At 72.5% G+C, this 12,610-nt stretch carries 12 protein-coding genes; 2 read left to right on the top strand and 10 right to left on the bottom strand.

What is annotated here, in order from left to right:
• Positions 1-108: 108 nt before the first annotated feature.
• The 7 genes from rpoB to secE form a co-directional block, all read right to left on the bottom strand.
• The gene (gene rpoB / locus CLV35_RS16925) at positions 109-3,603 is read right to left on the bottom strand and encodes a DNA-directed RNA polymerase subunit beta (RefSeq protein WP_121194686.1); all 3,495 of its coding nucleotides are present in this window, start codon (positions 3,601-3,603) and stop codon (positions 109-111) included.
• 491 nt (positions 3,604-4,094) lie between these two features.
• Positions 4,095-4,487, bottom strand: a complete 393-nt coding sequence (gene rplL, locus CLV35_RS16920) for a 50S ribosomal protein L7/L12 (protein ID WP_121194685.1) — start codon at positions 4,485-4,487, stop codon at positions 4,095-4,097.
• A 57-nt stretch (positions 4,488-4,544) separates the two neighbouring features.
• Entirely contained in the window at positions 4,545-5,180 is a 636-nt protein-coding gene (rplJ, locus tag CLV35_RS16915) for a 50S ribosomal protein L10 (RefSeq protein ID WP_121194684.1), read from the bottom strand.
• 379 nt (positions 5,181-5,559) lie between these two features.
• A complete protein-coding gene (rplA, locus tag CLV35_RS16910; protein ID WP_121194683.1) occupies positions 5,560-6,279 on the bottom strand; it encodes a 50S ribosomal protein L1 in 720 nt (239 codons plus the stop codon).
• Between the two features lie 96 nt (positions 6,280-6,375).
• Positions 6,376-6,807: a 50S ribosomal protein L11 gene (rplK, locus tag CLV35_RS16905; protein ID WP_121194682.1), complete on the bottom strand. Its 432-nt coding sequence runs from the start codon at positions 6,805-6,807 to the stop codon at positions 6,376-6,378.
• Between the two features lie 46 nt (positions 6,808-6,853).
• Positions 6,854-7,678 (bottom strand): transcription termination/antitermination protein NusG, encoded by an 825-nt coding sequence (gene nusG / locus CLV35_RS20925; RefSeq protein WP_121194823.1) that lies wholly within the window; start codon positions 7,676-7,678, stop codon positions 6,854-6,856.
• Positions 7,679-7,914: 236 nt separating this feature from the next.
• Entirely contained in the window at positions 7,915-8,181 is a 267-nt protein-coding gene (gene secE, locus CLV35_RS16895; protein ID WP_121194681.1) for a preprotein translocase subunit SecE, read from the bottom strand.
• A 213-nt stretch (positions 8,182-8,394) separates the two neighbouring features.
• Here secE and CLV35_RS16890 point away from each other — a divergent pair, with 213 nt between their 5' ends.
• Positions 8,395-9,624: a pyridoxal phosphate-dependent aminotransferase gene (locus CLV35_RS16890; protein WP_121194680.1), complete on the top strand. Its 1,230-nt coding sequence runs from the start codon at positions 8,395-8,397 to the stop codon at positions 9,622-9,624.
• Positions 9,625-9,637: 13 nt separating this feature from the next.
• The gene (locus CLV35_RS16885; protein WP_121194679.1) at positions 9,638-10,678 is read left to right on the top strand and encodes an adenosine deaminase; all 1,041 of its coding nucleotides are present in this window, start codon (positions 9,638-9,640) and stop codon (positions 10,676-10,678) included.
• Here CLV35_RS16885 and CLV35_RS16880 read toward each other — a convergent pair.
• From CLV35_RS16880 to CLV35_RS20215, 3 genes are read right to left on the bottom strand one after another with little or no spacing between them, the layout of a single operon-like run.
• Positions 10,675-11,733 carry a UDP-N-acetylmuramate dehydrogenase gene (locus CLV35_RS16880; protein ID WP_121194678.1) on the bottom strand — a complete coding sequence of 353 codons (1,059 nt, stop codon included), beginning with the start codon at positions 11,731-11,733 and terminating at the stop codon, positions 10,675-10,677. The genes CLV35_RS16885 and CLV35_RS16880 overlap by 4 nt on opposite strands.
• The gene (locus tag CLV35_RS16875) at positions 11,730-12,158 is read right to left on the bottom strand and encodes a MaoC family dehydratase (protein ID WP_121194677.1); all 429 of its coding nucleotides are present in this window, start codon (positions 12,156-12,158) and stop codon (positions 11,730-11,732) included. The genes CLV35_RS16880 and CLV35_RS16875 overlap by 4 nt, the downstream gene beginning before the upstream one ends.
• Entirely contained in the window at positions 12,155-12,595 is a 441-nt protein-coding gene (locus CLV35_RS20215; protein WP_183062047.1) for an FAS1-like dehydratase domain-containing protein, read from the bottom strand. Before CLV35_RS20215 ends, CLV35_RS16875 begins: the two co-directional genes overlap by 4 nt.
• Positions 12,596-12,610 lie beyond the last annotated feature (15 nt).

Here is a 12,610-nt window from a genome sequence, read left to right as displayed (position 1 = left end):
CCTTCTCTCGCTATGTCTCTCGCGCACGTTCCATGTCAGGGCCTCGCCCGGGCCGGGTCCGCGGCACCCGTGGAGGGTGTGCCGCGGACCCGGCCGCAGGCGTACGGCCTAGACCTCTTCGACGCTGCTCGGCTCGCGCCGCGACAGGTCGATCCCCAGCTCCTCGGCCGCCCGGAAGACGTCCTCGTCGGTCTCGCGCATCTCGATCGACATGCCGTCGCTGGACAGCACCTCGACGTTGAGGCAGAGCGACTGCATCTCCTTGATGAGCACCTTGAAGGACTCGGGGATGCCGGGCTCGGGGATGTTCTCGCCCTTGACGATCGCCTCGTAGACCTTGACGCGGCCGAGGACGTCGTCGGACTTGATGGTCAGCAGCTCCTGCAGCGCGTAGGAGGCGCCGTAGGCCTCGAGGGCCCACACCTCCATCTCGCCGAAGCGCTGGCCGCCGAACTGCGCCTTGCCGCCCAGGGGCTGCTGGGTGATCATCGAGTACGGGCCGGTCGAACGGGCGTGGATCTTGTCGTCGACCAGGTGGTGGAGCTTCAGGATGTAGATGTAGCCCACCGAGATCGGCGCCGGGAACGGCTCGCCGGAGCGGCCGTCGAACAGCCGCGCCTTGCCCGAGGACCCGATCAGGCGCTGGCCGTCGCGGGTCACGTTGGTCGAGTCGAGCAGGCCGGTGATCTCGGCCTCGCGCGCACCGTCGAAGACCGGGGTCGCCACGTTGGTGCCGGGCTCGCCCACGTCTGCCCCGATGCGGCGCAGGTCGGTCTTCCAGGTCTCGCCCGGGGCGTCCTCGCCCTCGACCGTCCAACCGGTCTTGGCGACCCACCCGAGGTGGGTCTCGAGCACCTGGCCGACGTTCATGCGGCCGGGCACGCCCAGCGGGTTCAGCACGATGTCGACCGGGGTGCCGTCCTCGAGGAACGGCATGTCCTCGACCGGGAGGATCTTCGAGATGACGCCCTTGTTGCCGTGCCGGCCGGCGAGCTTGTCGCCGTCGGTGATCTTGCGCTTCTGGGCGACGTAGACCCGGACCAGCTGGTTGACGCCCGGCGGGAGCTCGAAGCCCTCGTCGCGGTCGAAGACCCGGACGCCGATGACCTTGCCGGACTCGCCGTGCGGGACCTTGAGGCTGGTGTCGCGCACCTCGCGGGCCTTCTCGCCGAAGATCGCGCGGAGCAGGCGCTCCTCCGGGGTCAGCTCGGTCTCGCCCTTGGGCGTGACCTTGCCGACCAGGATGTCGCCGGGGACGACGTCGGCGCCGATGCGGATGATGCCGCGGTCGTCGAGGTCGGCGAGGACCTCCTCGGAGACGTTCGGGATGTCCCGGGTGATCTCCTCGGGGCCGAGCTTGGTGTCGCGGGCGTCGACCTCGTGCTCCTCGATGTGGATCGAGGAGAGGACGTCGTCCTGCACCAGGCGCTGGCTGAGGATGATCGCGTCCTCGTAGTTGTGGCCCTCCCACGACATGAACGCGACCAGCAGGTTCTTGCCGAGCGCCATCTCGCCGTTGTCGGTGCAGGGGCCGTCGGCGAGGACCTGGCCGGCCTCGACCCGCTGGCCCTCGTTGACGATCGGGCGCTGGTTGAACGCGGTGCCCTGGTTGGAGCGGCGGAACTTCGCGACGCGGTAGGTCTGGTAGGTGCCGTCGTCGTTGGTCACCGTGATGAAGTCGGCGGCCAGCTCGGAGACGACACCGCCCTTCTCGGCCACGATGACGTCGCCCGCGTCCTTGGCGCCGCGGTACTCCATGCCCGTGCCGACCAGCGGGGACTCGCTGCGCAGCAGCGGCACCGCCTGGCGCTGCATGTTGGCGCCCATGAGCGCGCGGTTGGCGTCGTCGTGCTCGAGGAACGGGATCATCGCGGTCGCGACCGAGACCATCTGGCGCGGCGAGACGTCCATGTAGTCGACGTCGTCGGCCGGGATGTACTCGACCTCGCCGCCCTTGCGGCGGACCAGGACGCGCGGCTCGGCGAAGCTGCCGTCGGCGGTGAGCGGCGCGTTGGCCTGCGCCACCACGTGCTCGTCCTCCTCGTCGGCGGTCAGGTAGTCGACCTCGTCGCTGACCTTGCCGCCCACGACCTTGCGGTAGGGCGTCTCGACGAACCCGAACGCGTTGATGCGCGCGTAGGTGGCGAGCGAGCCGATCAGGCCGATGTTCGGGCCCTCAGGGGTCTCGATCGGGCACATGCGGCCGTAGTGGCTCGGGTGGACGTCGCGGACCTCCATGCCGGCGCGCTCGCGGGACAGACCACCGGGGCCCAGCGCGGAGAGGCGGCGCTTGTGCGTCAGGCCCGCGAGGGGGTTGGTCTGGTCCATGAACTGGCTGAGCTGGGAGGTCCCGAAGAACTCCTTGATGCTCGCCACGACCGGGCGGATGTTGATCAGGGTCTGCGGCGTGATCGCCTCGACGTCCTGGGTCGTCATGCGCTCGCGGACGACGCGCTCCATCCGGCTCAGGCCCGTGCGGACCTGGTTCTGGATGAGCTCGCCGACCGTGCGCAGGCGCCGGTTGCCGAAGTGGTCGATGTCGTCGACCTCGACGCGCACGGTGCCGCGCGGGGCCTCGACGCTCGTGTCGCCGGCGTGCAGGGCCACGATGTAGCGGATGGCCCCGACGATGTCGTCGACGGTGAGGACGCCCGCGTTGATCTCGGCGTCGGTCCCGATCTTCTTGTTGACCTTGTAGCGGCCGACCTTGGCGAGGTCGTAGCGCTTCGGGTTGAAGTAGAGGTTCTCGAGCAGCGTCTGCGCGGCCTCGCGGGTGGGCGGCTCGCCCGGGCGCAGCTTGCGGTAGATGTCGAGCAGCGCGTCGTCCTGGCCGGTCGTGTGGTCCTTCTCCAGCGTGGACCGCATCGACTCGTACTGGCCGAACTCCTCGAGGATCTTGGCGTCGTCCCAGCCGAGGGCCTTGAGCAGCACCGTGACCGACTGCTTGCGCTTGCGGTCGACGCGGACGCCGACCTGGTCGCGCTTGTCGATCTCGAACTCGAGCCAGGCGCCGCGGCTCGGGATGATCTTGGCGCCGAAGATGTCCTTGTCGGACGTCTTGTCGAGCGTCTTGTCGAAGTAGACGCCCGGCGAGCGCACCAGCTGCGACACCACGACGCGCTCGGTGCCGTTGATGATGAAGGTGCCCTTGTCGGTCATGAGCGGGAAGTCGCCCATGAAGACCGTCTGGGACTTGATCTCGCCGGTGTTGTTGTTCATGAACTCGGCGGTCACGAACAGCGGGGCCGAGAACGTGATGTCACGTTCCTTGCACTCGTCGACCGAGTACTTCGGCTCGTAGAACTCCGGGTCCGAGAACGACAGGGACATGGTGCCCTGGAAGTCCTCGATGGGGCTGATCTCCTCGAAGATCTCCTGGAGACCGGACTTGTCGGGGACCAGCACGCCCTGGGCGCGGAGTCCCTCGATGCGGGTCTTCCACTTGGAGTTGCCGAGCAGCCAGTCGAAGCTGTCGGTCTGGAGGGCCAGGAGGTTCGGAACCTCGAGCGGCTCACGGATCTTGGCGAAGGAGATGCGACGTGGTGCGGTAGCGGTGCTGCTGTGGATGACGGTCGTGCCTGAATCGGGGCGCGAGGCGGCCAAGAGGGGTCCTTCCGAGGCTCGGAGCTCGAGGCAAGCGGGGTGCGTGCCCAACAACCCCCACCTCCGGGACCCTCAGAGCGGGTACACGGGGCATTTGAAGTCTCACAGGGCAGCGCAAAGCGACAGCATACCCATGAAGGCAGGCTGCCGCAAGGCCCCTCTGGAACCCGGCCCCGACGAGGTCTCCCCGTCGTCCGTGCCGCTGGCCGGACGCCGCAGTACTACCCCGAGCGCGCCGCGCTGAACTCCTGCTCGCCGGTGGTCGTGCCCCGGTGCGCAGCCGCGTCGGTCCGGCGCGAGCAGGATGGCCCGAGAGGCACCCCGAGGTCAAGCACCCGTCCGGGTCGAGGGGTGCGTGGCGCGCCGGGCGCGGGTGCCAGGGCCGGCGCCCGGGACCGGCCGGCGGACGGGCCCCGAACGCCGCAGAGCCGCCCGCGCGGCGTGCGCGGACGGCTCTGACGGGGTTCCGGGCGCGGGGCCCGGAGGGGGTGCTACTTGACGGTGACCGTGGCGCCGGCGCCCTCGAGAGCGGCCTTGGCCTTCTCGGCGGCGTCCTTGGCGACCTTCTCGAGGACGGGCTTGGGGGCGCCGTCCACGAGGTCCTTGGCCTCCTTGAGGCCCAGGGACGTGAGGCCGCGGACCTCCTTGATGACCTGGATCTTCTTGTCGCCGGCCGACTCGAGGATGACGTCGAACTCGTCCTGCTCCTCGGCAGCGGCGGCGTCGCCACCGGCGCCACCGGCAGCCGGGGCGGCCGCGACGGCGACAGGAGCGGCGGCGGTGACGCCGAAGGTCTCCTCGAACTGCTTCACGAACTCGCTGAGCTCGATGAGCGTGAGCTCCTTGAACGCGTCGAGGAGCTCGTCAGTGCTGAGCTTCGCCATGGTGGCGGGTCCTTCCGTACGGTGGGGCTTGCGGATCAGGGTCGGACGAGGCGGTTGTCAGGCCTCGAGCGGTGCCTCGGCGGCGTCGGCAGCAGCCGGAGCCTCCGTGGCGGCGTCGGCCGCAGCCGGCGCCTCCTCGGCGGCCTCGGCCGGAGCCGGTGCCTCCTCGGCAGGGGCGCCCTCGGCGCGCTGGGCGCGGAGGGCCTCGGCCAGGCGGGCCGCCTGGCTGAGCGGGGCCTGGAACAGCGCAGCGGCCTTGGCCATCGTGGCGTTCATCGCGCCAGCGGCCTTGGCGAGCAGCACCTCGCGCGACTCGAGGTCGGCGAGCTTGGTGATGTCGGCGGCGCTCACCGGCTTGCCGTCGAGCACACCGCCCTTGATGACGAGCAGCGGGTTCGCCCTCGCGAAGTCACGCAGGCCCTTGGCCGCCTCGACGGGCTCGCCCTTGACGAAGGCGATGGCCGACGGGCCGGAGAGCAGGTCGTCGAGACCGGTGACGCCGGCCTCGCGAGCTGCGATCTTGGTGAGCGTGTTCTTCACGACGGCGTAGGTGGCGCCCTCGCCCAGGGAGCGGCGGAGCTCCTTCATCTGGGCGACGGTGAGCCCGCGGTACTCGGTGAGCACCGCCGCGGACGAGCTGCTGAAGTGCTCGGTCAGCTCGGCGACGGCAGCTGCCTTCTCAGGCTTCGCCATGGGTCCTCCTTCGGTGCTGGGCAGCGGAGGGCCCGGAGAACACGAACGCCCCGGCGCGAGGCGCACGGGGCGGTGGGGCAGGCACGCTCTCGAGCGGGCTGCAGCACTTCCGGTCACCTGCGCGGGCCGCCCGGGTGGTCCGGGTCCTTCGGCCTGCTCCAGCACGACACGTCGTCGGGCGGGGAGCAGGCAGCCAGCGGTCTTCGGCAGGCTCCACAGTACGCGACGCTGTCGGCCGGCACCAAATCGCTGCGTCCGAACGCGCTGCGCGCCGACCAGCGCGTACGTGCCGACGGCTTCGGACACGGAGGTTCGCGCAGGACGACGGCGCGGCACCCCGGGCAGGGGTGCCGCGCCGTCGTCGCAGAGCGGGAGGGCCTCAGGCGGAGGCGGTCTCCTCCTCCATCAGGTTGCGGGTGCGCGAGGCGTCGAGCGGGATGCCCGGGCCCATGGTCGTCGCCAGGGTCGCGTTGCGGATGTAGCGGCCCTTGGCGGCCGAGGGCTTGAGGCGGTTGACCTCCTCCATCGCGGCGGCGTAGTTCTCGACCAGCGACTGGTCGTCGAAGCTCGTCTTGCCGATGATGAAGTGCAGGTTCGCGTGCCGGTCGACCCGGAACTCGATCTTGCCGCCCTTGATGTCGGTGACCGCCTTCGCCACGTCAGCGGTCACCGTCCCCGTCTTGGGGTTGGGCATGAGGCCGCGCGGGCCGAGGACGCGGCCGAGGCGGCCGACCTTGCCCATGAGGTCGGGGGTCGCCACGACGGCGTCGAAGTCGAGCCGGCCCTTGGCGACCTCGTCGATGAGCTCGTCGGAGCCCACGATGTCGGCGCCGGCGGCGCGGGCGGCCTCCGCGCGGTCACCGTTGGCGAAGACGAGGACGCGAGCCGTCTTGCCGGTGCCGTGGGGCAGGTTGACCGTGCCGCGGACCATCTGGTCGGCCTTGCGGGGGTCGACGCCCAGCCGCAGGGCGACCTCGACGGTCGCGTCGTACTTGGTGGTGGAGGTCTCCCGGGCGAGGCGGACGGCCTCGAGCGGGGCGTAGGACTTGTCCGCGTCGATCTTCTCGACGGCGGAGCGGTAGGCCTTGCTGCGCTTCACTGCTTCTCCTGGTGTCTGTGGGAGGTCGTGGTACGGGCCGCGCGAGGCCCTGCCACTGCGAGGGGTGCGAGGTCCGGGAGGTCCCCGGGGCCGGCACTAGCCCTCGACGGTGATGCCCATCTGGCGGGCGGTGCCGGCGATGATCTTCTCGGCGGCGTCGATGTCGTTGGCGTTGAGGTCGGGCATCTTGGTCTGCGCGATCTCGCGGACCTGCTCGCGGGTGAGCTTGCCGACCTTGGTCTTCTGCGGCTCGGCCGAGCCCTTCTGCAGCCCCGCCGCGGCGAGGATCAGGCGGGCCGCCGGCGGGGTCTTGGTGACGAACGTGAACGAGCGGTCCTCGTAGACGCTGATCTCGACCGGCACGACCTGGCCGCGCTGGGCCTCGGTCGCCGCGTTGTAGGCCTTGACGAACTCCATGATGTTGACGCCGTGCTGACCCAGGGCAGGGCCGACCGGCGGCGCCGGCGTGGCTGCACCGGCGTTGATCTGCAGCTTGATGATCGCTGCGAGCTTCTTCTTGGGGGGCATCTCTCTCGCGTCCTCGTTGGGTGCGCCTCGACCGTGGCGGTCGAGGTCAGATCTTCTGGATCTGGCTGAAGGGGAGCTCGACCGGGGTCTCCCGGCCGAAGATCTCGACGAGCCCCTTGACCTTGCGGGCGTCGACGTCGATCTCGTTGATGGTGGCGTGCAGGGTGGCGAACGGGCCCTCGGTGACCATGACCGAGTCGCCGACGGCGAAGTCGACGACCTTGACCTCGGCCGCAGCGGCGCCCGCGCCCTTCTTGGCCACCGGCTCGGGGGCGAGCATGCGCCCGACCTCGTCGAGGCTCAGCGGCGAGGGGTTGTGCGCGTGGCCGACGAACTGGGTCACGCCCGGGGTGTTGCGCACGGTGCCCCACGACTCGTCGGTGAGGTCCATGCGCACCAGGACGTAGCCGGGGAACTTGGTGCGGCGCACCAGCTTGCGCTGGCCGTTCTTGATCTCGGTGACCTCTTCCATCGGGACCTCGATCTGGAAGATGTAGTCCTCCATGTTGAGGGTCGCGATGCGCTGCTCGAGGTTGGCCTTCACGCGGTTCTCGTAGCCGGCGTAGGAGTTGACGACGTACCAGTCGCCCGGGGCGCGGCGCAGCGCGGCGTAGAACTCCTCGACCGGGTCGCCCTCCTCGTCCTCGGCGGAGCCGTCCTCGGCGGAACCGTCCTCGGCGGAGGCATCCGCGGACTCGACCGAGTCGGGGCTGCCGGGGTGCTCGACGCCGACCTCGCCCGCGAGCTCCTCCTCGGTGGCGTCGGCCACGGCCCAGCCCTCGACGTAGCCGCCGGAGGCGTCGTCGGTGCCCCCGAGCGCGTCGGTGCCGGCGCCCGTGTCGTCACCGGGGTCGGCGGCGAAGGGGTCGATGCCCGCGCCCGAGACGTACGGAGAGCCGGTGAAGGCGCCTTCGGCGGCGGCGGCCTCTTCGCTCTCGGTGTGCGGGGCGTCGAATGGGCTCTGGGACACGGTGGGCGGCTCCGTCTTGTCGGGTCTTCCCCGTCGTTGAGGGGACGTGCACTGAGGGGATGTGCGCTGAGGGGACGTGCAGGCGCTGAGGGGATGGTGGGCACGGCTCGTCGCGGCGGGCCGGGTGCGCGGAGGGGCTAGCTGAACGCCCAGAACATGAGTCGGCCGAACGCGTAGTCGAGGACCGAGAGCAGGGCGATCATGACCAGCACGAAGGCGATGACGACCGTCGTGTAGTTCGACAGCTCCTTGCGGGTCGGCCAGATGACCTTGCGCAGCTCGGCGATGACCTGCCGGACGTAGAGGGAGACCCGTGCCGGCAGGCTGCCCCGCTCGCCCCGCGCGGGTCGCCGGGGTGCCTCGCGCTCGGACGCGGCGCTGCTGCCGTCGTGCAGCTCTGTCACGGGGTCGGCTCCTGTGGTCGAGTGGTCGAGTGGTCGGTCTGCGGGTCGAGGTGCGGCCGAGCGGGCTCGGGCTGGCGTGCTTCTGCTCTGCGCGTGCGGTGTCGACACGTCGCCGACGGACCAGTGTACGGCGTGGCGCCTCCCGCGGTCGAACCCGCGACCGCTCGGCAACCGGCGGGCGGAGCGCCGGCCCGGTCTGGCAGCATGCCTGCCATGAGCGCCGCCGCCTCCACCGCCCGCGTCCCTGCCCGCGTCTCCGCCCGCGTGGGCGCCATCGCCGAGTCGGCGACGCTCGCGGTCGACGCGAAGGCCAAGGCGCTCAAGGCGGCGGGCCGGCCGGTCATCGGCTTCGGTGCCGGCGAGCCCGACTTCGCCACCCCGGCGCACATCGTCGAGGCGGCCGTGCGGGCCTGCTCCGAGCCCCGGATGCACCACTACACACCCGCCGCCGGCCTGCCGGAGCTGCGCGAGGCGGTCGCCGCCAAGACGGCCCGCGACTCGGGCTTCGAGGTCCCCGCCTCCCAAGTCCTCATCACCAACGGCGGCAAGCAGGCCGTCTACAACGCCTTCGCCGCGCTGCTCGACCCGGGCGACGAGGTGATCGTGCCGGCGCCCTACTGGACGACCTACCCCGAGAGCATCCGGCTGGCCGGCGGCGTGCCGGTCGAGGTCCACACCGACGAGACCACCGGCTACAAGGTCGACCTCGAGTCGCTCGAGGCCGCGCTGACCCCGCGCACCAAGGCGCTGCTGTTCGTCTCCCCGTCCAACCCCACCGGGGCCGTCTACTCCCCCGAGCAGACCGAGCAGATCGGCCGCTGGGCCCTCGAGCGCGGCATCTGGGTGGTCACCGACGAGATCTACGAGCACCTGGTCTACGGCGAGGCGCGGTTCTCGTCGGTCCCCGCGCTGGTGCCCGAGCTGGCCGAGCGCACGATCGTCGTCAACGGGGTGGCCAAGACCTGGGCCATGACCGGCTGGCGGGTGGGCTGGCTGATCGGGCCCGCCGACATCGTGAAGGCCGCCTCCAACCTGCAGAGCCACGCGACCTCCAACGTCGCCAACGTCTCGCAGGCCGCGGCGCTCGCGGCCGTCACCGACGACCTGTCGGCCGTGCGCGAGATGCGCACCGCGTTCGACCGCCGCCGCCGCACGATGGTGCAGATGCTCAACGAGGTGCCGGGCTTCGTGTGCCCGGAGCCGGAGGGCGCGTTCTACTGCTACCCCTCGGTGAAGGGCGCGCTCGGCCGCGAGGTCGCGGGCCGGCGCGTCGAGACCTCCGCGCAGCTGTGCGAGGTCGTTCTCGAGGCCGCCGAGGTCGCGCTGGTGCCCGGCGAGGCCTTCGGGACGCCGGGCTACGTGCGCCTGTCCTACGCGCTCGGCGACGCCGACCTCGCTGAAGGGGTCGGGCGCGTGCAGCGCCTGCTCGCCGAGCAGGGCTGAGCCGACCGCCCGGATGCCGCGCGACCTCGCCACGCTGCCCAAGGCGCACCTGCACCTGCACTTCACCGGCTCGATGCGGCACCGCACGATGGTCGAGCTCGCCTACAAGGCCGGCGTGCGGCTGCCGGAGTCGCTGCGCACCGACGCCCCGCCGCAGCTGACCGACGTCGACTCGCGGGGCTGGTTCCGCTTCCAGCGGCTCTACGACGTCGCCCGCTCGGTGCTGACGACCGAGGACGACGTGCGCCGGCTGCTGCGCGAGGCGGCCGAGGACGAGCACGCCGAGGGCTCGCGCTGGCTGGAGGTGCAGGTCGACCCCTCGGGCTACGCCGCCCGCTTCGACGGCGCGACCTCCTTCCTCGAGCTGTTCCTCGCCGCGGCGCGCGAGGCCGAGGAGCGTACGGGCGTCGGCATCGGGGTCGTCGTGGCGGCCAACCGCACGCGCCACCCGCTCGACGCCCGCACCGGCGCGCGCCTGGCCGCCCGCTACGCCGGCGACGGCGTCGTGGGGTTCGGCCTCTCGAACGACGAGCGGCGCGGCGACACCGCCGAGTTCGCGGGCGCGTTCGCCATCGCCCGGCGGGCCGGGCTGCCGACAGTGCCCCACGGCGGGGAGCTGCGCGGCCCCGACCACGTGCGCGAGGTGCTGGTCGCGGCGGAGCCGGCGCGGCTCGGCCACGGCGTACGCGCCGCCGAGGACCCCCGCCTGCTCGAGGAGCTCGCCCGCCGAGGCGTCGCCTGCGAGGTCTGCCCGGCGTCCAACGTCGCGCTCGGCGTCTACGGCGGCCCGCGCGAGGTGCCGCTGCGCACGCTGGTCGAGGCGGGGGTCCCGGTGGCGCTGGGGGCCGACGACCCGCTGCTCTTCGGCTCGCGCCTCGTCGCGCAGTACGCCGTGGCGCGCACCGAGCACGGCCTCGACGACACCGCGCTGGCCGGCCTGGCGGCCTCCTCGGTGCGGGCGTCGTTCGCGCCCGACCACGTCAAGCGGACGCTGCTGGCGCAGGTCGACGCGTGGCTCGCCGCCGACGAGCCCGCCGGCGGCCTGGACTCCTAGCCGACCGGCGCGGCGTCGAGGCCCAGGCCCACGAGCGCCGGCTCCGGCTCGAGCACGACGCCGAACCGCTCGGCCACGCCGTCGCGGACCTCGCGCGCGAGCGCCACGAGCTCGGCGGCGGTGGCGGAGCCGCGGTTGGTCAGGGCCAGCACGTGCTTGGTGCTGATGCGGGCGTCGCCGCGCCCGTGCCCCGGCGCGAAGCCGGCGGCCGAGATCAGCCAGGCGGCCGGCACCTTGACCCGGCCGTCGGCCGCGGGCCAGCGCGGCGCCTGCTCCGGCAGGGCGGCGGCGGCCGGCGCGTCGAGCACGGGGTTGGTGAAGAACGAGCCGGCGCTGCGGGTGTCGGGGTCGGCGGCGTCGAGCACCATGCCCTTGCGCCGGCGCAGCTCGAGCACGGTGTCGCGCACCTGCGCGAGCGGGGCGCGCTGGCCCTCGTCGACGCCCAGCGCGCGGGCGAGCTCGGCGTAGCGCACGGGGTTCGACTGCTCGGCGGGGCGCAGGGCGAGCTCGACGGTCAGCACGAGGTAGCGCAGGCTCCCGTCGGCCAGCCGCTCGCGCTTGAACCGGCTCGTGCGGTAGCCGAAGCCGCAGTCGCCGGCGGGCAGCGTGCGGACGCGGGACTCGAGCCGGTCCCAGACGCGGACGCGCTCGACGGTGTCGCCGACCTCCTGGCCGTAGGCACCGACGTTCTGCACGGGCGTCGCGCCCGTGCTGCCGGGGATGCCCGCGAGACACTCGATGCCGGCCAGCGACTCCTCGACGGCGCGGTCGACGACGCCCTCCCAGGGCTCACCGGCGGCGAGCGCGAGCGTGGGGTAGCCGCAGCCGCAGTCGACCAGCGCGGTGCCCCGCGTCGCGACGTGGACGACGGTGCCCGGGAAGCCCTCGTCGGAGACCAGCAGGTTGCTCCCGCCGCCGACGACGAGGAGCGGCTCCCCCGCGGCGTCGGCGCTGCGCACCGCGTCGACGAGCTCGGCCTCGTCGGTGGCCTCGACGAGCCGGGCGGCCGGCCCCCCGACGCGCAGCGTGGTCAGGTCGGCGAGCGTGGTGCTCACGGTGCCAGCTGGAGCAGCGCCTTGGCGCCGCCGAGGACCTTGACGCCGTCGGAGACGGCGGCGAGCTCGACGCGTACGCGACCGTCCTCGAGCACCTCGGTCACCCGGCCCGAGAGGCGGAGCGGCGCGCCCTCCGGGCCCGGCGGGACGACGAGCGGCTTGACGAACTTGACCGAGTAGTCGACGACGGCGCCGGGCTCGCCCGCCCACGCGGTGAGCAGCCGGGCGGCGCAGGCCATCGTGAACATGCCGTGGGCGATGACGCCGGGCAGGCCGACGGCGAGCGCGGTGCGCTCGTCCCAGTGGATCGGGTTGAAGTCGCCGGACGCGCCGGCGTAGCGCACGAGGTCGGCGCGCGTGACGCGCAGCTCGAGGGGCGCGAGCTCGTCGCCGACGCGTACGCCTGCGGCCGGCCGGCGGCTCACTGCGCGTCCCCGCGCGGGGCGATGACCAGGGTGGACCAGGCGGAGCCGACGGGCTCCGGGGCGCCGCCCCCGGGGCTGTCGGCCGCGAGGTCGACGCGCGCGCTGACGACGGCCGAGCCGCCGAGGACCCGCACCGACTCGATCGTCGCCGTGGCGCGCACGCGGTCGCCCGGCACCAGCGCGCGGCTCATCGCGAACCGCTGGGCGCCGTGCACGACCCGCTCGAGGGAGATGTCGAGGTCGGGGTCGGCCAGGAACGGCTCGAGGCCGCGCCACGCCACCACGAAGGGGAACGTCGGCACGGCCTCGACCAGCGCGGACGGCTCGCTCGCCGGCTCGCCGACGGCGAGGGCGAACTCGCGCAGCTTCTCGACGGCGACCTCGTAGGGCGCGGTGGCCGGGTAGGTGCGCCCGGCCAGGGACGCGTCGAGGGGCACGGCGGGCGCGCGCTC

Origin of the sequence: Motilibacter peucedani, assembly GCF_003634695.1 — a bacterium.
Classification (GTDB): Bacteria; Actinomycetota; Actinomycetes; order Motilibacterales; family Motilibacteraceae; genus Motilibacter; species Motilibacter peucedani.
This window is presented reverse-complemented; position numbering and strand designations above follow the sequence as displayed.

Coding starts and splice junctions, on each gene's coding strand:
- CLV35_RS16890 (WP_121194680.1), top strand. CDS start 8,395: ATGAGCGCCGCCGCCTCCACCGCCCGCGTCCCTGCCCGCGTCTCCGCC.
- rplK (WP_121194682.1), bottom strand. CDS start 6,807: ATGCCCCCCAAGAAGAAGCTCGCAGCGATCATCAAGCTGCAGATCAAC.
- rplL (WP_121194685.1), bottom strand. CDS start 4,487: ATGGCGAAGCTCAGCACTGACGAGCTCCTCGACGCGTTCAAGGAGCTC.
- rplJ (WP_121194684.1), bottom strand. CDS start 5,180: ATGGCGAAGCCTGAGAAGGCAGCTGCCGTCGCCGAGCTGACCGAGCAC.
- CLV35_RS16885 (WP_121194679.1), top strand. CDS start 9,638: ATGCCGCGCGACCTCGCCACGCTGCCCAAGGCGCACCTGCACCTGCAC.